Origin of the sequence: Serratia sp. M24T3 (assembly GCF_000257645.1) — a bacterium.
GTDB lineage: Bacteria > Pseudomonadota > Gammaproteobacteria > Enterobacterales > Enterobacteriaceae > Rouxiella.
Genome location: NZ_AJHJ01000041.1, coordinates 23,180 through 41,187 on the forward strand (window position 1 = coordinate 23,180; position 18,008 = coordinate 41,187).

The window sequence follows — 18,008 nt, forward strand, 5'->3', positions numbered from 1 at the left end:
GAATGTCTGATTTTGATCCCATCGAGCATCCGCACCGCCGCTATAACCCGCTGAGCGATCAGTGGGTATTGGTCAGCCCGCACCGTGCCAGGCGACCGTGGCAGGGTCAGCAGGAAACGCCTTCGCAGGAAACTTTGCCTAAACACGACCCAGACTGTTTCCTGTGTCCAGGCAATACTCGCGTGACCGGTGACGTCAACCCCGATTACCAGGGGACGCACGTGTTTACCAATGATTTTGCGGCGCTGATGCCGGATACACCTTTTGCGCCGGAAAGCGAAGATCCATTAATGCGTTGTCAGAGTGCGCGCGGCACCAGCCGGGTTATTTGCTTCTCTCCCGACCACAGCAAAACCCTGCCTCAGTTGTCGCTGCCCGCCCTTGAAAAGGTCGTGCATACCTGGCAGGAACAAAGCGCGGATTTAGGCAAAACTTACCCGTGGGTTCAGGTTTTCGAGAACAAAGGCGCGGCGATGGGCTGCTCTAACCCGCATCCGCACGGTCAAATTTGGGCCAACAGCTTCCTGCCTAATGAAGCTGACCGTGAAGATCATCTACAGCGTCAATATCTGGCGCAGTATGGTTCTTCGATGCTGCTTGATTACGTGCAGCGCGAGCTGGCAGACGGCAGCCGAACGGTAGTTGAAACTGAACACTGGCTGGCGGTAGTGCCTTACTGGGCTGCATGGCCGTTTGAAACGCTGCTGCTGCCAAAAGCCAAAGTTCTGCGCCTCACCGAGCTTGGCGAAGCGCAAAGCAGCGATCTGGCATTGGCGCTGAAAAAACTCACTAGCCGCTACGATAACCTGTTCCAGTGCTCTTTCCCGTATTCAATGGGTTGGCATGGCGCACCGTTTAGCGAGGGTGATTACTCGCACTGGCAGCTGCATGCCCATTTTTATCCGCCATTGCTGCGCTCGGCGACGGTAAGAAAATTCATGGTCGGCTATGAAATGCTGGCTGAAACCCAACGAGACCTGACTGCCGAACAGGCCGCTGAACGTCTGCGAGCAGTGAGCGACGTTCACTATCGTGAAGCCGGAGTTAAATGATGGAATTGAAAAACAAAACCCTGGAAATCTTTGAACAGAAATTTGGCTATCCGGCCACCGTGACTATCAAGGCCCCTGGCCGCGTCAATCTGATTGGCGAACACACCGACTATAACGACGGCTTTGTCCTGCCTTGCGCCATTGATTACGAAACGGTAATTGCCTGCGGTCAACGCAACGATCGCGTTATCCGCGTTATCGCCGCAGATTATGAAAATGAGCAAGACGAATTCTCGCTCGACGATCCCATAGTCAGCACCAATGCGCTACCGTGGGCCAACTACGTGCGCGGCGTGGTCAAACATCTGTTACTGCGCAACAGCGAATTTTCCGGTGCCGATATGGTGATAAGCGGCAATGTACCGCAGGGCGCGGGCCTGAGTTCATCGGCCTCGCTGGAAGTGGCGGTCGGCCAGGCGCTGAAAAGTCTCTATGATCTGGATATCGACGGTGTACAACTGGCGCTAAACGGTCAGGAAGCAGAAAACCAGTTCGTGGGCTGCAACTGCGGCATCATGGACCAGCTGATTTCCGCATTGGGCAAAGAGAATCACGCGCTGCTGATTGACTGCCGATCGCTGGAAACCAAAGCGGTTTCGATGCCAAAAGATGCCTCGGTTGTGATCATCAACTCCAACGTGAAACGCGGTCTGGTCGACAGCGAATACAATACGCGTCGCAAACAGTGTGAGGAAGCGGCACGTTTCTTTGGCGTTAAGGCGCTGCGTGACGTGGATATTGCCTTGTTTGCCGCCAGGGAAGCCGGCCTTGATCCGCTGACTGCCCGTCGCGCACGTCACGTAATTACTGAAAACGATCGCACTCAGGCAGCCGCTATTGCCCTGAGCCACGGTGATTTGAAAACCATGGGCGTATTGATGGCGGATTCTCACGCCTCGATGCGTGACGATTTCGAAATCACCGTGCCACCCATCGACACGCTGGTTGAAATCGTTAAATCAGTTATTGGTGATAAAGGCGGCGCACGCATGACCGGCGGCGGCTTTGGTGGCTGCATTGTGGCATTAATGCCGAGCGAGCTGGTTGAAAAAGTGCGCAAAACCGTCGCTCATGAATATCACGCTAAAACGGGTATCAAAGAAACATTCTACGTTTGCCAGGCTTCAGAAGGTGCCAGCATATGTTAACACCCGTCGACACACAGCGAGCCCCGGACGGCTCGCCATTTCAGTTGGTTACGCTAAAAAATCCTGCTGGGACAACGGCTACCTTTATGGATTGGGGTGCTACCTGGTTATCTTTGGTTCTGCCTCTGCAAGCGGGTGGACAGCGCGAGCTGCTGTTGGGCTGTCAGAGCCCGGAAATATATCCTCGGCAAACCGCTTATCTGGGCGCGACAGTGGGCCGCTATGCCAACCGCATCGCCCGTTCGCAGTTCCAGATCGACTGCAAACCGCATTTATTGGTTGCCAATCAGGGCGTCCACCAGCTGCACGGCGGGCCAGAGGGTTTTAACGCTCGTCGTTGGAAAATCCTTAACTATACGGAGCAAAAAGTGAGCTTCCAGCTGGTATCGCCAGATGGCGATCAGGGTTATCCTGGCGAGCTGACCGCCGAGGTTCACTACGTTTTGACCAATGATAACCGCCTGGAAATCAGCTACAAGGCGCAGGTTGATAAGCTTTGTCCGGTGAATCTGACTAATCACGCCTATTTCAATCTCGACGGCGAAGGTCACGACGTGCGTAAGCATAAGCTACAGCTGTTCGCAGAGCGTTTCCTGCCTATTGATAGCGACGGGATTCCGTGCGCTGATTTAACTTCGGTACAACAAACTGGGATGGATTTCCGCAAGCCGAAAACGCTGGCTCAAGATTTTCTTGCCGATCGCGATCAGCAACGGGTTAAAGGCTACGATCACGCTTACCTGCTATACGCCACCTGTAACGCCAGTGACAACGCGGCGGCGCACCTGTGGTCATCCGACGAAAAAGTCAAAATGTCGGTATTTACCTCGGCCCCTGCCCTACAGCTTTATACCGGTAATTTCCTCAACGGCACGCCGAACCGCAGCGGGGGGCAGTATGCCAATTATAGCGGCGTTGCGCTCGAGAGCGAATTCCTGCCAGATAGCCCGAATCATTCAACCTGGCCGCAGCCGAGCTGCTGGTTGAAACCGGGTCAGATTTATCGTTCAGCCACAGTGTATCAGTTTTTCGCGCTGTAACTTTTCACCGCGCATAAAAAAGGGCCATCTCGACAGGATGGCCCTTTGCTTATCTTGCCTTATCCATTGCCGAGATTAGAAGTCGACGTTCACACCCAGCTGGAAGGTTCTGCCCGGCATGGTTGCCAGAGCCAGGTCAGACTTGTCCTGGGCGGTTGAAGTCTCGGTATCGCGAGTGCTCAGGTAATCCCAGTATTTTCTGTCGGTGACGTTATAGATACCACCGCTGATTTTGACGTTTTGCGCGACCTGCACATAGCCGGTCAAATCGACAATTCCGTAGCCCGGAATACGCGCATATTCGGTTGAGGAGCTTCCCAGATTTCCGCCGGTATTGGTATAGCTTTCACGATTGGTTGGCGTTGCCTGCTTGCCTTTATTGAAGGTTGCAGTGACTGCCATGCCGTAAAGTTTCGACGGGTCGTCATAGGCCAGTCCAGTGACCAGTTTCATTGGCGCTACACTTTCCAGAGAGACGTATTTATCCCCTTCATAGCTCGATTTCGATGCGCCTTTGGCATAACCGAACGCCAGACGGGCGCTTAAACCATCCACTTGCTGATACCAGGTGCCGAAGTTGAAACGGGCGCTGAGGCTGGTGCCATAGATATAGGCCTTGTCGCGGTTTTCTGCTTCATACGCCGTATAAATGTTGCTCGGAATATTGGTAAATACCGCTGGGCTGCCGGATCGGGTATAGCGAGTGTAGGCGATAAAGTTTTTGTACTGACTGTAGAAGGCGTTGAGGTTAAAAGTGATCCCCGGCGTCGCCTCGCCTTTGATGCCCCACTCATAGTTGTTGCTGGTTTCGGTCTTCAGATTCGGATTACCGATTAACGCATACTGAGCTGTTCCGGCGTAGCTTGAACTAAGGTTCCAGGAACCGTAAAGCTGGCTGGCATCCGGGAACTGTGCGCCGCGCTTGTATTGCAGATAGGTTTGCACTTTTGGCGCGATATCATAGATAAAGGCCAAAGACGGCAATAGCTCTGTGTCGCTGGTTTTGCTGTACAGCGTTGACAGCTCTGATTCCGACAGAGAACCACTGGCCAGTGCAGAAAGATCCTTAGGTTCGGATTTTTGGTAGGCCAATCGCAGGCCCGGCACTACAGAGAAATTATGCCCGCCAAGATCCCAGGTCATGGTGTCTTCGGCAAAAGCGCCAAATACGTAAGTGCGGCTATTGGCAGCCGGCTGCATGATATAGGTGTATGCACTTTGATTCGGCGACTGGCTAAACGGACGCTCAGTTTCAGAAATATTGCCGTTCAGGCCCCAACGGAATTCGTGAATCCCCCAGGATTTGGCCATCTTGTTATCGAAACCCAGAGTGTGGGCATTCGAGTCTGAGAAGGTACGCACCATGCCGCTGCCGGTAGTCGTATTCGGGCCGTAGGTATTATCGTGCGCCTGGGTTCTTTGATAGAAAACGCGAGTGTCGATGGTGTCCACCAGCAGCGAGTACGGCGTCCAGTGATCCAGCAGGCTTGCGCTGAAACGTCGAGTTTCGCTGCTCTGATAATCCCTGCCGTTAATGGCGGTTCCAGCGGTGTTCCATGAGTCAAAATTGGTGTGATTTGTTTTCTGATAGAGATCGACGGTACCCGTCAGAGTATGAGTATCGGTCGCAGCCCAGGTTCCAGACGCCATCAGCGCGTCGGAATGCCAGTTAGCCGGATAGGCATCTCGCGTACCGCTATTGTTGCGCGTCTCTTGCCCGTCGCGGCGGCTCAGCACCACAATACCGCTGAGGTCGCGATCGCCACCGGCAACGGTAATGCCGTTGTGCCAGCTGCGGTTGGCCGAATCGTAATCACTCTGGTAACCAAAGTAGCTGTGCTTGCTGGCATTCAAATAATCGTCGGCGGTCTTCGGCTTGAAGGAAACTGCGCCACCAATGGCGGTGTTGGCGTAGGAAACGTTGGTCGCACCAGACTGAATATCGACGGTGCCGTACATATAAGGATCAATATAGTCACGGCCTATTCCAAAGGTGTCCTGCCCGGCGCGTCCGACATAAGGTCGCCCTGTGGCGTTAGGCTGGGCGATACCGTCAACGTCTATCGCCACGCGGTTGGATTCCAGACCACGGATGTTGTAACCGGTATAACCACCGCGATCAAAACCGCTTTTGCCGACAGAAGATCCACCCGCTGAACCTGTGGCGCTCACCAGCGGCTGGTACCGCATGATAGTACCAAAATCATTGCCGCCATCACGTTGCATATCTTTGGCGGTAATCTTGGTTTCATCACCGGCCTTTCTTTCAATTTTTGGTGAAATAACGGTCATGACATCGCCGGTATCGGCGTTTTTATTATCAGAGTTCTTAACCACTGGTGTAGAAACTGCATTTTCCGCTGCGACGGCACTCATAATCGAGCTGGCAACCAGGCTTAAAGACAGCAAGGTCTTAAGGTGACGTTTTCCCTTGTGTGGAGACATAAAAAAGGCCTTAGGAAGATTAGGATTATTATTTTACTCAGCCATTTTTCCAGCGAAAAAAGACAAATCATACGCACAGCAATACCCTGTTATTTATCAGGTTTTATATAATCAATATTCGTAATGAAAATGATAATAATTATCATAACCATTCATGTCAATAGAAGTTCACCGCTAAGTTCCGTGATCTTATGTAATTTTTAGGTAAGTTTTTGACAGGATAAAAAAACCGAGTTGTTACGATTGTTTAGCGATCATTTATCGAAAAATGTGATATCTATCCTCGCTGGACGGGAATTTCCCCAACCAATATTCAACAGTCCATCTACGCTTACAGAGTGTCCTGGTGAGCAGGACGTTTAAAAAAGGAATACGTTATGCGTCTACCCATTTTATTGTCATTGTTAGCTACGCTGTGCATCAGCGGCAATGTTATGGCCGCCGATGCCATGAAGGCCCCTTCCCCGGCTCAGGCAGCTCAACGTCAGAAAATGACCGACTGTAATCAGCAGGCCACCACGCAAAGCCTCAAAGGCGACGAGCGTAAGACTTTCATGAGCCACTGCTTGAAAGCGGAATCCAAAACCGGTGACAAAGCCATGACACCGCAGCAAAACAAAATGAAGACTTGTAACGCGGATGCTGCCAAAAAAGAACTCAAAGGTGATGCTCGTAAAACCTATATGAGCACATGTTTGAAAAAAGCTGCGTAATCAGCGGTAAAGCAAACTCCCATTAACGCGCAGCCTGCCAACTCGGGCTGCGCGTTTCGTTTATTGATTGCCGACGCGGGGGGTCAGGCCATATAATGATCACAGTCGTCATTTGGAATTTCAGTAAATTGAGGAGTTTAGCTATGGCTGTAACCAAGCTGGTTCTTGTAAGACACGGCGAAAGTCAATGGAACCAAGAGAACCGTTTTACCGGTTGGCATGATGTTGATCTTTCGGATAAAGGTCGTACTGAAGCAAAACAGGCAGGTCAACTGCTGAAAGAAGAAGGCTTCCAGTTTGATTTCGCTTACACGTCTGTACTGAAACGTGCGATTCACACTCTCTGGAGCGTGCTGGATGAACTGGATCAGCCATGGCTGCCGGTTGAAAAATCCTGGAAACTGAACGAACGTCATTACGGTGCGTTGCAGGGTCTCGACAAAGCTGAAACCGCTGCGAAATACGGCGACGAGCAGGTTAAACAATGGCGTCGCGGCTTCCGCGTTACTCCGCCAGAGTTGGAAAAAACCGACGAGCGTTTCCCCGGTCATGACCCGCGTTATGCAAAACTGCGTCCAGAAGAGCTGCCAACCACCGAGAGCCTGGCTCTGACCATCGAACGCGTTATTCCTTACTGGACTGACGTTATCAAGCCACGTCTGGAAAGCGGCGAACGCGTTATCGTTGCTGCACACGGTAACTCCCTGCGTGCGCTGGTAAAATATCTGGATAACCTCAGCGAAGATGAAATTCTTGAGCTGAATATTCCTACTGGCGTGCCGCTGGTTTATGAATTCGACGAGAACTTCAAACCAATCAAACGCTACTACTTGGGTAATGCTGACGAAATCGCTGCAAAAGCTGCTGCGGTTGCCAATCAGGGTAAAGCCAAGTAATTCAGTGCTGAACTGAATGCGAAAAAAAGAACGCCTCGGCGTTCTTTTTTTATTGGCTGCAATTTGCCGGTATAACATTACCGGCAATGCGAAAGAATTATCCGCGACGCTGTTTTACAGAGTTCGCCAGATTACGCAGCAGAGTTTCAGTGTCTTGCCAGCCGATGCAGGCGTCGGTCACACTTTGGCCATAAACCAGCGGTGCACCGGTATCCAGACTCTGATTGCCTTCAATCAGATTACTTTCAACCATCACGCCCATGATTGCCTGCTCGCCCTGAGCAATCTGACCGCAAACATCTTCACAAACTTCCATCTGCTTTTTGAACTGCTTGCTGCTGTTAGCGTGGCTAAAGTCGATCATAATCGAGGCTGGCAGGCCGCCTTTTTTAAGGCCTTCTTTCACTTCTTTAACATCTTCGGCGCTGTAGTTTGGCTTTTTTCCGCCGCGCAGAATGATGTGGCAGTCGCTGTTACCGGCAGTATTGACGATGGCAGAATGGCCCCATTTGGTCACAGACAAGAAGCAGTGCGGCGCACCGGCGGCGTTGATCGCGTCGATCGCCACTTTAATCGTGCCATCGGTGCCGTTCTTGAAGCCCACCGGGCAAGACAGCCCGGAAGCCAACTCGCGGTGAACCTGTGATTCGGTCGTTCTCGCGCCGATAGCGCCCCAGCTCATCAGATCCGCCAGATACTGAGGAGTGATCATATCCAGGAACTCTCCGGCGGCAGGTAATCCGGTGTCATTAATATCCAGCAGTAATTTACGCGCGATTCTTAAACCGTCGTTAATCTGGAAACTATTGTTCATTTGCGGGTCATTAATCAGACCTTTCCATCCCACTGTGGTACGCGGTTTTTCAAAGTAAACACGCATCACAATTTCCAGCTCTCCGCGCAGTTCTTCGCGCAGGGTCAGCAGACGCGTAGCGTACTCTTTTGCCGCTTTCGGGTCATGAATGGAACAGGGTCCAATGACTACCAGTAAACGATCGTCATTACCCTTCAATATCTTATGGATAGCATTGCGCGCCTGGGAAACCGTTTTAGCGGCTTTATCCGTTGCGGGGAATTTTTCCAGCAGAGCAACCGGCGGCAAAAGTTCCTTAATTTCTTTGATACGTAAATCGTCGTTTTGATAATTCATAACTGTTCCATTGGGTATTTCAAAAAAGTGCGGTTCTGTTTTTCTAATCGCGACCAATCTAGCGGCAATGTGTACAGCTGTAAATCGACTTTCCGCCATTAATCGGCATTAATCTCATTGCTTACCCTTAATCATCGACTAAGCTTTTATATTGATAAGCATTTACAAGAATTGATGGTTGAAGCTCAAACTTATAAGGAGATAGCAAATGAAAAAGCTCGCAATAATACTTCTGACCGCAGGTTTGGCACTGAGCGCCGGTGCATACGCCGAAGATGGCTCTGGTTCCAACAACAATGGTAACGCCAATGCGTCTGACAGCCCAGGTTCGATTCAGAAACTGGCACCAAACGGCGTTGTTAACAGTAAAATCAATACCTCGAATACCAATGTCGCTCAGCAGTCGCCACATAAAAAAACGACCACGATGCACCATAAAACCAGCAAAAACAAAGACCACAAGATTACCATGTGTAAAGACGGTCGCTGCCCTAATCAAACTCCGGGCACCAAACAGTCTGCTGACACCGGCAAATAAGCCTTTTTTCAGGCAAATAATTACCGGTAAACAGGCTGCAGCTTAGCAGGTTTATGGCATTATCTGGTTCTATCCTGACGGGAGGCTTCGGCTTCCCGTTTTTATCTTTGCAGAGTGCCGCATGCCAAGGTTACTTTTAGTCGATGACCATCCTTTAGTAGAAGTTGCCATTGAGGCCGCACTACAACGTTCCGGCCGTGACTGGCAACTGCACAGTGTCGAGGACGACCAGGCTGCGATGGCCAATCTGGCCAGCTGTCAATATCAGTTGGTGGTGCTCGATATCGGCCTGCCGCAGGTTGACGGTTTGCAACTGCTTAAACGAATCCTGCGCCACTATCCAGCTCAGTCAGTGCTGATTTATACCGCCCAGGAAGAAGAGGTTTATGCCAGACTGGCTTTTGCCGGTGGCGCGAGCGGCTTTATTAATAAAGGCCAGTCGATGAGCATATTGGTAGAAGCTCTTGAGGCACTGAGTCGAGGAGAGACAGTGTTTCCCGCCTGGCTTGATCAAGATGCGGAAACGGATAACGACGACGCCAGTGGTTCGTTGACACCAAAAGAGTTGCAGATCATTGGTTTGCTGGCGCAGGGCCATTCTAATCTGCAAATTGCCAACATGTTGAATATCAGCAACAAAACCGTCAGCACCCACAAAAAGAATATCTTGCGCAAGACCGGAGCCAATAACCTGTTCGAGCTGGCTGCAGTCTACAAAGAATTGCAGAAGCCATGAAAAGCCTGAAGCTGCTGATATTGCTGGTAGGATGTCTGCTAATGCCCGCCAGTTATGCCGCGTCTGTCACCAATTACCATTTGGTCAGCACGTTGACCTTACCGACCGATATGTTGCTAAATGGCGTGCAAAATCCCTGGCGAGGAAAAACGCTGCGCGCGGGGATCCTCAGTGATAACAGCAGCCCGTATAATATCCTGATTGCCAACGATTATTACGGCTTGAATGCTGACTATCTCAGCTACGTGCAACAGGTTACTGGCATCCATTTTGCCATCAGTGGTTATTCCAGCCCGGAAGCCCTGCTCGAGGCGCTTAAACAGGGGCAGATAGACGCTATTTTTGGTGTGCCGCAAAACTAGTTGCCACCGGGCGTGTGGTCCAGTAAACCCTATTACATTAGCCCGTTACGGGTGCTTCGCAGTCGACAAAATGCTCGTCAAGTCATGGTCAATTCGCAGAGCGCGGAAATTGCCATCAGTAAAATGACCGGCATGGAAGCCTATGATCGCATCAGCAAACTCACCCACAGCATTCAGTCTTTCGACAGCAACCTGCAGGCGATTTACTCGCTGCTAAACGGCAAAAGTGATTATCTGATAGCCGACGAAGCCAGCGCCAGCTTCATTATTGACCAACTCCAACTCGGGCAAATTTATCAGGTCGAAACTACGCTTAATTTCGGCAGCCTGTCGTTCATTTTTTCAAGCCAGAATGCGCAGCTATTGGATGTGCTGAATCAGACCATCAGCGCGACACCGGTCGAGGTTATGAATCAGCTACAGGGCCGCTGGAATAAGCCAATCCCCAGCTATCTCGACACCGGCAACGCCGCGCTAACGCCCATGGAAGCACAGTGGGTGAAGCAAAATCCGCTGGTGCATTACGCGGCGACCGAAAACGATTACCCGTTCGTCTATCGCGGTTCAGATGGACAACCGCACGGCTTTGTTGTTGATATTCTGAATATTATTGCCCAGAACAGCGGGCTGCGATTTTCCCCGGTGTGGTCTGCCAATGAGCAGCAGGCGGATCAGGAAGTCGATCAACACAAAGCGGCTTTTCGCGCCGTACTTCCGCTGTTTGAACAGGCCAAACGGCAGTATGAAAGCAGCATGGCCTATCATCGCTCGCTGTGGGGAGTGTACGTTCCGCAATCGGCAGGGAATGTCTCGACCTGGCAGGGTTTGAGCGGCAAACGTATCGGCGCCTTGCGTGGCGATCTGTCACTTTCGATTATTCCCGCTTCACTAAATGTGCAAATATTTAATGACAGCCCCTCGCTGTATAACGCTTTGGCCAACGGCCAGATAGATGCATTGGTTGATAACATTGTCACCGCCAACTTCACTGCCCTGTCGCGATATGCAGGGGTGATCAAGCTGGCATTTGCCGCCAACAATATTTCTTATCCGATTGCCTTCGGCGTACCGAAAAACGCCCCGCTACTGTTGGGTATTCTGGATAAAAATCTGCAACAGATCCCGTCGCAAACCCTGCAAACGTTGCGCGACCAATGGGTTAGCGATCGGCGTAACGTAATCGATGCGGTAAACGATAACCGCATGCAGCCGCAAACCACCTGGCTGCTAAGTCTGCTGGCGGCGGTGGTGGTGGTGCTATTGATTATTCTCTCTCGCCGCCTTTATCTGCAGCGTCGTGATAAACAGGAGCGACAGCGGCTGGACCTTGCGCGACGCCAGGCCGAGGAAGCCAACCGGTCTAAAAGTCACTTTCTGGCGACCATCAGCCATGAATTACGAACTCCCATGCACGCCATCCTCGGACTTTTAGAGCTGGAGCTGAAAGATGGGCGGCCAAACGGTGATAATCTGCCGCTGGTTTACAGCTCGGCTTCGTCGCTGATGAATCTGCTTAACGATTTACAAGACTATGCACGGCTCGATAGCGGCGTTTTGACGCTTTCCCCGCAACCGCTGGCGTTGCGATCCTGGCTGTTGCAGCTGCCGAAGTTGTTTATTCCGCTCATTGGCCAGCGCCCTATTGTCTTTACTCTGCATACGGTAGAACCGTTGCCCGAGGTAGTGCTGATAGACGGCAATCGACTGATGCAAATCATCAATAATCTGGTCAGCAATGCGATTAAATTCACCGAGTCGGGTCGAATTGATCTCACTCTGAGCTGGTTGACGGTAGAAGCCACGGCTGGTGAACTGCAGATTGTCATCAGCGATACAGGCAGCGGCATTGCAGCAGATGAACAGGAAAAACTGTTTCAACCATTTTATCGGGCGGCGGGAGCGCAGCGTGTCTCGGTGCAGGGCAGTGGCCTGGGGCTGTCGGTCTGCAAAGAGATTGTCGAGAAAATGTCGGGAACAATCCGGCTGACGTCAATCCTCGGCGAGGGGACGTCGGTAAACATTAGCCTGCCTAGCTCTACACTGCCGCTGAGCGCGCTAAAGGAGCCTGAAGTGTCTTTCAGCGCGGAACAGGCCAGCCATGACTTGGTTTATCCATTGCGGGTAGCAGTAATCGACGATCACCCGACCAATTTACTGTTAATGCAGCGCCAGCTATTATCTTGCGGCATTGTGGCAAGCACTTTTGAAAGCGGCAAAATTTTCCTGCTTGCCTGCGCAACACAGACATTTGACTTGCTGTTTATCGATTACAATATGCCACGCCCTGATGGCGCGTTGCTCGGTCGATTAATTCGCCGACAAGAGAGACAGCACGGACGTTCTCCCTGTCATATCGTGCTGTGCTCGGCGGATGTACAGGAATTCACGCGCCTGCCGATTCAGCGGCTTGGGGTCAACGATTTCCTTACCAAACCGGTATCGTTAGCGGCTATTCAGGCTATTCTGACATCGGTGCTAAACGCTCGTCAGGCCGAGCTGGCGGCCTTCGAGGATAAATTACACGAGCGAGGCAATGGCAATCCTTCGCTGGTTAAACGCCTGATCGATACGCTCTGTCAGACGCTTGGCGAGGATCGGCAAAAGCTGGTCGAGGCGGCGGCTGCACAAGATTGGCCGTCGATGGCAAAGGCGGCGCACAGAATCAAGGGCAGCCTGCTTATCATCGGCGACGAGCATCAGGCTGCGCTGTGCCAGCGGTTAATCGAGGCCTGTCAACACGGCAAGAAACACCAGCAGGCCTATAATAAGGTAATTAATCTGTTGCAGACCTTGCTGCATCAGTTAGAAATTTTACGGAAAAGTGCGCAGACTTAAACGCCGATGCTGTCCAGCGTTTTATCAATACTTAGAAAATATAGGGAATAATAATGTCAGTTCGGTCTCTTTTACCTGAGGACAGGAACAGCCGCCGTTTGCTGCTGGCCTTCCTGGTTACCGTAGTCTTTATGGTGGCGGAAGTCATTGGTGGCCTGATTTCAGGGTCGCTGGCGCTGCTCGCCGATGCTGGTCACATGCTGACCGATGCCGCAGCCCTGCTGATGGCGCTGATGGCGGTGCGGTTTGCACGCCGTAAACCCAATTCACGCCTGACCTTTGGTTACTTGCGCCTGACCACCATGGCGGCCTTCGTTAACGCCGCAGCGCTGCTGCTGATTGTCGTACTGATACTGTGGGAGGCGATTCGCCGCTTTGCTACGCCGGAGCCAGTGCTGGGTGGCCCCATGCTGGCTATCGCGATTGCGGGTCTTTTTGCCAATCTGCTGTCTTTCTGGCTGCTACATCAGGGGGAAGAAAAAGAGAATATCAATGTGCGAGCCGCCGCATTACACGTTATGGGCGACCTTTTGGGATCAATTGGCGCTGTCGTTGCGGCACTGATCATCATGAATACTGGCTGGACACCGATCGACCCGATTTTATCGGTGCTGGTTTCGTGCCTGGTTCTGCGCAATGCCTGGGCACTGCTGCGCGAGAGTTTCCACGAACTGCTGGAAGGCACCCCCCAGGAAATTGATATTGATAAACTGCGTAAAGACCTGTCGCTAGTGATCCCCGAAGTGCGCAACGTGCATCACGTCCACGTCTGGCAGATTGGCGAGCAGCGTTTGATGACTCTGCACGCGCAGGTGGTTCCGCCGCACGATCACGACGGCTTGCTCGCTCGGATCCAGCATCATCTTTCTGAAAAATACAAAATCGGGCATTCGACGATTCAGATGGAGTTCGGTGCTTGTGAAATGTATGACTGCACGCTTAGCGACGAGGCTGCCACCGCGGCAGCTTCCGGGCATCACGGACACAATCATGCACACAGTCATGGCTCTACTGATGATCATGAGGATCACGACCATGCAGGCGATCACGTGCATCGTCACTGATCTTTAATCCTGCTGACCCGCGTTTAAAGCTGTTTTATAAAACGCGGGTTTATTGCAATCTCAATCCTGCAACAAGCATCGTCGACATCCCCCTTACCGCGACTTTTCCAAGACCAATATCAACGCCAGCTCAACCAGTTGTTTGAAAACTTCCCCTCATCACTACGGTTTATAAATCGTGTATCAATCCGTGTTTACACTTCAAAAATCACTGACAAAAAGCCAATACCTGCCTTTCTGAATCACTGTTTTGTGCAAATCGTCAAAGTAATTTTCACAAAACGTAATGACGATTTTTTAACGGGTTAGGCCCCTGTAAATATCTGCAAATTGGGTAAGCGTAAATAATGAAAATACATTATCTCGTCACCAGCCTTGAAACCGGAGGCGCTGAGTTTGCTATCCCGGATATTGTCCAAACGCTTGAGAAACTTGGACATCAGGTTTCTATTATCGCTTGTGAACCTCGCGATCTGGGGGCCGCGGTGCGGCTTACAGAAGCCGGGCTGACCTATCGCCTGCTGGCGAAGCGGCGGCGTAGTTTGCCGATTATTCTCGGCAGCTATCTAGCAACAATTTTCTCGGATCGCCCAGACGTCATTTGGACATCTTTAAGCTGGGGAACCGTTATCGGCCAATTAGCCGGTCGTATTCTGAACATCCCTGTCGTGAGCTTTAAACACAGCGCCAGCGTGCGTTTCCATACCTATTGGCTGCGGAAAATGTCACGCCTGTGGATTGGCGACTCTCAAACCGTTGTTCAATTCTTGCGTGACGAAATGCACATTCCTGCTCAACAGATCATGCCGTGGCCATTCTTCTGCAGCAATCCCCAGGCTCCGCAGGCTAATGCCTGGGATGGCCAGTCAGTCTTGCAGTTGGGCAGCGTCGGCCGCCTGCATGAAGTGAAAAACTATGCATATTTAATTGACGCATTAGCGGCATTTTTAAATAAACATCCTCAGCTTGCTTCGCATATTCGTTTGACTATTCTTGGGGACGGCCCTGAGCACGAGGCTTTACAGGCTAAAATTGAGCAGCATGACTTGCAGGAAGTCGTGTCATTGCCCGGGTTTTCTGGTGAAGTAGAATGCTTTCTCGCCGGATTGCATGTTTATGTGCAAACCTCTAGATATGAAGGGATGTGCATTGCCGCTCATGAAGCGATGAACGCTGCGCTACCCGTTATTGCCACGCCGGTTGGTGAGTTACGCGAGGCCGTTTTAGAAGGACAAACGGGCTTTATTCTAGAGGGTGATTTGACCGCCGCGTTTATTGACGTGCTAGAGCGCATTTTTGCCCAGCCGGCTGCGCTACGGCAATATGGTCAACAGGCACGCCAATACGTGCTGAACAGGTTTAGCCGGGAGCTTTACGTCCAGGCTGCGGCCAGCATTACTGCCAATATTACCACCAGCCTTGGCGACAAGCTGCATTACCAAACTTCAACTAAATAGACTCATCAATCAATGGATATGTTGCTTACGGATTTATGGCGTATTGGCATTATTCAGGCTCCCATTCAGCAGGTTGCCAGCGCGGGAAAGCTGGATGCGTTTGCCATTAAATGGATTGAAGCCGATCGCTCGCTCTGCTTTTTAGCCGATCCTTTTGGTCTCTGGCGTAATGGCTATCTCTATATTTTTGCAGAATTTTATGACTATCGCACCCGGCGAGGAGACATTGCTGTTTTCGTGCTGGATGCCAATTTGAAGGTGATTGAACAGCGCACGGTGCTTTCAGAGCAATGGCATCTTTCCTATCCCGTGGTTTTTGAGGCTGATGGCGAGACTTGGATGCTGCCCGAAGCCTACAAATCCGGCCAGCTATCGCTATATCGTGCTATTGATTTTCCATGGCAGTGGGAAAAAGTGCCTGAGTTTTCATTTCCCTGTGCCGCGATTGATGCCTCGCCATTTTTTGCCGAGGGTAGCTGGTGGATGTTCTATACCCCACCGTCGCCAAAAGAAGCGCGGACCCGCACGCTGATGCTGGCGCGCGCCAATCATCTGTTTGGCCCATGGGAAAATGTCACGGAGCAGCCGCTGCGGCAGGATAAAAGTGGTGCTCGAATGGGAGGAACGCCCTTTGTACAGGATGGCACGCTGGTGTTACCCACGCAGGATTGCAGCCACACTTATGGCGGTGCCTTGCGTCTGCTGGAGATGCCGTTAGCCAGTTTACAAGCGCCCGAGCTGTCTTTAGGGGCGTTTTTGCAAGCTCCTGCCAGCGCAGCTCCCTTCACGGATGGTTTACACACCTTATCTTGTGCAGGAAATGTCACGCTGATTGACAGTAAACGCACCCTGCGAGGTTCTGCTCATCGAGTGGGAGTAGATTTGCAGCGTGCCTATCGTCAGTGGCGGGGATAATTAATCACTGATTGTTTTGGCGGCCTGCTGCACCTGGCAACAGGCCCATTTTCTGAAGCATCAACCTCAGGCATTACCCTGAACGCGAAGTTTCAGGCTGGCAGCAAAGTCCAGCATACGATTCAGCGGTATCAAAGACTTCACACGCAGCGCCTCGTCGACCTCTATCGCGTGCTGGCTTCCGCCCTGCTCTAACCCTTCAGCTATCGCCTTGAGGCCGTTCATCGCCATCCACGGGCAGTGCGCGCAGGTACGACAACTTGCCCCCTCACCCGCAGTCGGCGCGGCAAACAGTTCTTTGTCCGGGCAAGCCTGCTGCATCTTGTAAAAAATACCGCGATCGGTGGCGACAATCAGCTTCTTGTTAGGCAAGGTTTTTGCCGCCTGAATCAGTTGACTGGTAGAACCCACAGCATCAGCAAGATCGACGATCGCCTGAGGAGACTCAGGGTGAACCAACACGGCAGCTTCAGGGTATAAAGCTTTCATGCGGGTCAGCGCCTGGGTCTTGAACTCGTCATGAACGATACAGGCACCTTGCCAGCAGAGGATATCTGCGCCGGTCTGCTTACGAACGTAATTTCCCAGATGGCGATCAGGTGCCCAAATGATTTTTTCACCCAGACTATCAAGATGTTCAATCAACTCTACGGCAATGCTTGACGTGACCACCCAGTCGGCACGCGCCTTAACCGCTGCCGAAGTGTTGGCGTAAACCACCACGGTGCGATCGGGATGGGCATCGCAAAAATCAGAGAAGGCCTGTTCGGGACAGCCTAAATCCAGCGAACACTCGGCGTTCAGTGTCGGCATGAGCACGGTTTTTTCAGGGCTCAAAATCTTAGAGGTCTCGCCCATAAAACGCACTCCTGCAACCAGCAAGGTTGAAGCCTGATGCTGGCTGCCGAAACGTGCCATCTCGAGAGAGTCGGCGACGCAGCCGCCCGTTTCTTCCGCCAGTGCCTGGATTTCAGGATCGGTATAGTAATGAGCAACCATCACCGCATCGCGTTCTTTAAGCAGTCTTTTAATTTTCTCTTTATAGAAGACTTTCTCATCGTCGTTTAGCGAAGCGGGCTTAGGAGGAAAAGGGTAAACCGCCGCGTTCAGGTCCAATGTCTCACTCATTGCTCATCATCTCTTTCAGCCGTCAATCATCCGGCAAATCATCAGTTCAAGCCTTTTTGAGGCTCATTTGTTTTGTATGCTAAACAAAATACTCTGATAACAGTAAAATGTCGCTGTAATTTTGCGCGTAATACGGGTTTCGTTTAAGCGGCTTAAAATTTAACAAATGGAATGACGGATATTGAAGTTTGAAGTTTGAAGGATCGTGGACTTGACCTCAAGGTTGCCGCTTTTGGTTTGATGCTCATATTGGCGGTATCAGGACGGCGCTGAACGAAGTGATGAGAAACGATTTTGTTTCGAATCCGCAGTGAAGAAACCGCGAAGCGGCGCGACCTACGTCATGCGCAGTGGTAACTGAAACGAACTCATACTTCTGCCTCGATCTTATCGAGATAACAAGGCCGGGGATTCACAAGGGGAATGGCCTTGAATTCCTCTTGTGTCGGTCTGGGCCGATGCCCAGTAAGCGCAGCCTATGCTGTTGATTTAAGATGCAATTGACCTTAACAATTTCTGCGTTTCTAAA

At 51.5% G+C, this 18,008-nt stretch carries 15 protein-coding genes; 12 read left to right on the forward strand and 3 right to left on the reverse strand.

Going from position 1 to position 18,008, the window contains the following annotated elements; genetic code table 11:
• The first annotated feature begins 2 nt into the window (after nucleotides 1–2).
• From galT to galM, 3 genes are read left to right on the forward strand one after another with little or no spacing between them, the layout of a single operon-like run.
• A complete protein-coding gene (gene galT / locus SPM24T3_RS21195; RefSeq protein ID WP_009638879.1) occupies nucleotides 3–1,052 on the forward strand; it encodes a galactose-1-phosphate uridylyltransferase in 1,050 nt (349 codons plus the stop codon).
• Complete coding sequence (galK, locus tag SPM24T3_RS21200; protein ID WP_009638880.1) at nucleotides 1,052–2,200, forward strand: galactokinase; 1,149 nt, start codon at nucleotides 1,052–1,054, stop codon at nucleotides 2,198–2,200. Before galT ends, galK begins: the two co-directional genes overlap by 1 nt.
• Nucleotides 2,194–3,240 carry a galactose-1-epimerase gene (gene galM / locus SPM24T3_RS21205; RefSeq protein ID WP_009638881.1) on the forward strand — a complete coding sequence of 349 codons (1,047 nt, stop codon included), beginning with the start codon at nucleotides 2,194–2,196 and terminating at the stop codon, nucleotides 3,238–3,240. Before galK ends, galM begins: the two co-directional genes overlap by 7 nt.
• A gap of 75 nt (nucleotides 3,241–3,315) precedes the next feature.
• Here the strand turns inward: galM and SPM24T3_RS21210 are convergent, their stop codons facing one another.
• Complete coding sequence (locus tag SPM24T3_RS21210; RefSeq protein WP_009638882.1) at nucleotides 3,316–5,685, reverse strand: TonB-dependent receptor domain-containing protein; 2,370 nt, start codon at nucleotides 5,683–5,685, stop codon at nucleotides 3,316–3,318.
• Nucleotides 5,686–6,062: 377 nt separating this feature from the next.
• Between SPM24T3_RS21210 and SPM24T3_RS21215 the strand changes: the two genes are divergently transcribed.
• Together SPM24T3_RS21215 and gpmA are read left to right on the forward strand one after the other, a co-directional pair.
• Nucleotides 6,063–6,398, forward strand: a complete 336-nt coding sequence (locus SPM24T3_RS21215) for a PsiF family protein (protein ID WP_009638883.1) — start codon at nucleotides 6,063–6,065, stop codon at nucleotides 6,396–6,398.
• 143 nt (nucleotides 6,399–6,541) lie between these two features.
• Nucleotides 6,542–7,294, forward strand: a complete 753-nt coding sequence (gene gpmA / locus SPM24T3_RS21220; RefSeq protein ID WP_009638884.1) for a 2,3-diphosphoglycerate-dependent phosphoglycerate mutase — start codon at nucleotides 6,542–6,544, stop codon at nucleotides 7,292–7,294.
• Nucleotides 7,295–7,391: 97 nt separating this feature from the next.
• Here the strand turns inward: gpmA and aroG are convergent, their stop codons facing one another.
• Complete coding sequence (aroG, locus tag SPM24T3_RS21225; protein ID WP_009638885.1) at nucleotides 7,392–8,444, reverse strand: 3-deoxy-7-phosphoheptulonate synthase AroG; 1,053 nt, start codon at nucleotides 8,442–8,444, stop codon at nucleotides 7,392–7,394.
• Nucleotides 8,445–8,652: 208 nt separating this feature from the next.
• Here aroG and SPM24T3_RS21230 point away from each other — a divergent pair, with 208 nt between their 5' ends.
• The 7 genes from SPM24T3_RS21230 (at nucleotide 8,653) to SPM24T3_RS21255 (ending at nucleotide 16,351) form a co-directional block, all read left to right on the forward strand.
• Entirely contained in the window at nucleotides 8,653–8,982 is a 330-nt protein-coding gene (locus SPM24T3_RS21230; RefSeq protein WP_009638886.1) for a protein YbgS, read from the forward strand.
• A 121-nt stretch (nucleotides 8,983–9,103) separates the two neighbouring features.
• Entirely contained in the window at nucleotides 9,104–9,718 is a 615-nt protein-coding gene (locus tag SPM24T3_RS21235) for a response regulator transcription factor (protein ID WP_009638887.1), read from the forward strand.
• On the forward strand, nucleotides 9,715–10,080 hold the full coding sequence (locus tag SPM24T3_RS25985; protein ID WP_237713127.1) for a hypothetical protein: 366 nt from the start codon (nucleotides 9,715–9,717) through the stop codon (nucleotides 10,078–10,080). The genes SPM24T3_RS21235 and SPM24T3_RS25985 overlap by 4 nt, the downstream gene beginning before the upstream one ends.
• A gap of 12 nt (nucleotides 10,081–10,092) precedes the next feature.
• On the forward strand, nucleotides 10,093–12,915 hold the full coding sequence (locus SPM24T3_RS21240; RefSeq protein WP_255346533.1) for a transporter substrate-binding domain-containing protein: 2,823 nt from the start codon (nucleotides 10,093–10,095) through the stop codon (nucleotides 12,913–12,915).
• 53 nt (nucleotides 12,916–12,968) lie between these two features.
• On the forward strand, nucleotides 12,969–13,979 hold the full coding sequence (zitB, locus tag SPM24T3_RS21245) for a CDF family zinc transporter ZitB (protein ID WP_050956196.1): 1,011 nt from the start codon (nucleotides 12,969–12,971) through the stop codon (nucleotides 13,977–13,979).
• Nucleotides 13,980–14,326: 347 nt separating this feature from the next.
• Nucleotides 14,327–15,436 carry a glycosyltransferase family 4 protein gene (locus SPM24T3_RS21250; RefSeq protein ID WP_009638889.1) on the forward strand — a complete coding sequence of 370 codons (1,110 nt, stop codon included), beginning with the start codon at nucleotides 14,327–14,329 and terminating at the stop codon, nucleotides 15,434–15,436.
• A 12-nt stretch (nucleotides 15,437–15,448) separates the two neighbouring features.
• Nucleotides 15,449–16,351 carry a hypothetical protein gene (locus SPM24T3_RS21255; protein WP_009638890.1) on the forward strand — a complete coding sequence of 301 codons (903 nt, stop codon included), beginning with the start codon at nucleotides 15,449–15,451 and terminating at the stop codon, nucleotides 16,349–16,351.
• Nucleotides 16,352–16,417: 66 nt separating this feature from the next.
• Here SPM24T3_RS21255 and nadA read toward each other — a convergent pair whose 3' ends face one another.
• Nucleotides 16,418–17,479, reverse strand: a complete 1,062-nt coding sequence (nadA, locus tag SPM24T3_RS21260; protein WP_009638891.1) for a quinolinate synthase NadA — start codon at nucleotides 17,477–17,479, stop codon at nucleotides 16,418–16,420.
• Between the last annotated feature and the right edge of the window lie 529 nt (nucleotides 17,480–18,008).

Excerpts from the sequence above, each read along its gene's own strand:
- galK (WP_009638880.1), top strand. The coding sequence starts at position 1,052 with ATGGAATTGAAAAACAAAACCCTGGAAATCTTTGAACAGAAATTTGGC.
- aroG (WP_009638885.1), bottom strand. The coding sequence starts at position 8,444 with ATGAATTATCAAAACGACGATTTACGTATCAAAGAAATTAAGGAACTT.
- SPM24T3_RS21250 (WP_009638889.1), top strand. The coding sequence starts at position 14,327 with ATGAAAATACATTATCTCGTCACCAGCCTTGAAACCGGAGGCGCTGAG.
- galM (WP_009638881.1), top strand. The coding sequence starts at position 2,194 with ATGTTAACACCCGTCGACACACAGCGAGCCCCGGACGGCTCGCCATTT.
- SPM24T3_RS21235 (WP_009638887.1), top strand. The coding sequence starts at position 9,104 with ATGCCAAGGTTACTTTTAGTCGATGACCATCCTTTAGTAGAAGTTGCC.
- zitB (WP_050956196.1), top strand. The coding sequence starts at position 12,969 with ATGTCAGTTCGGTCTCTTTTACCTGAGGACAGGAACAGCCGCCGTTTG.
- SPM24T3_RS21210 (WP_009638882.1), bottom strand. The coding sequence starts at position 5,685 with ATGTCTCCACACAAGGGAAAACGTCACCTTAAGACCTTGCTGTCTTTA.
- SPM24T3_RS25985 (WP_237713127.1), top strand. The coding sequence starts at position 9,715 with ATGAAAAGCCTGAAGCTGCTGATATTGCTGGTAGGATGTCTGCTAATG.
- SPM24T3_RS21215 (WP_009638883.1), top strand. The coding sequence starts at position 6,063 with ATGCGTCTACCCATTTTATTGTCATTGTTAGCTACGCTGTGCATCAGC.
- gpmA (WP_009638884.1), top strand. The coding sequence starts at position 6,542 with ATGGCTGTAACCAAGCTGGTTCTTGTAAGACACGGCGAAAGTCAATGG.
- nadA (WP_009638891.1), bottom strand. The coding sequence starts at position 17,479 with ATGAGTGAGACATTGGACCTGAACGCGGCGGTTTACCCTTTTCCTCCT.
- SPM24T3_RS21255 (WP_009638890.1), top strand. The coding sequence starts at position 15,449 with ATGGATATGTTGCTTACGGATTTATGGCGTATTGGCATTATTCAGGCT.
- SPM24T3_RS21230 (WP_009638886.1), top strand. The coding sequence starts at position 8,653 with ATGAAAAAGCTCGCAATAATACTTCTGACCGCAGGTTTGGCACTGAGC.
- galT (WP_009638879.1), top strand. The coding sequence starts at position 3 with ATGTCTGATTTTGATCCCATCGAGCATCCGCACCGCCGCTATAACCCG.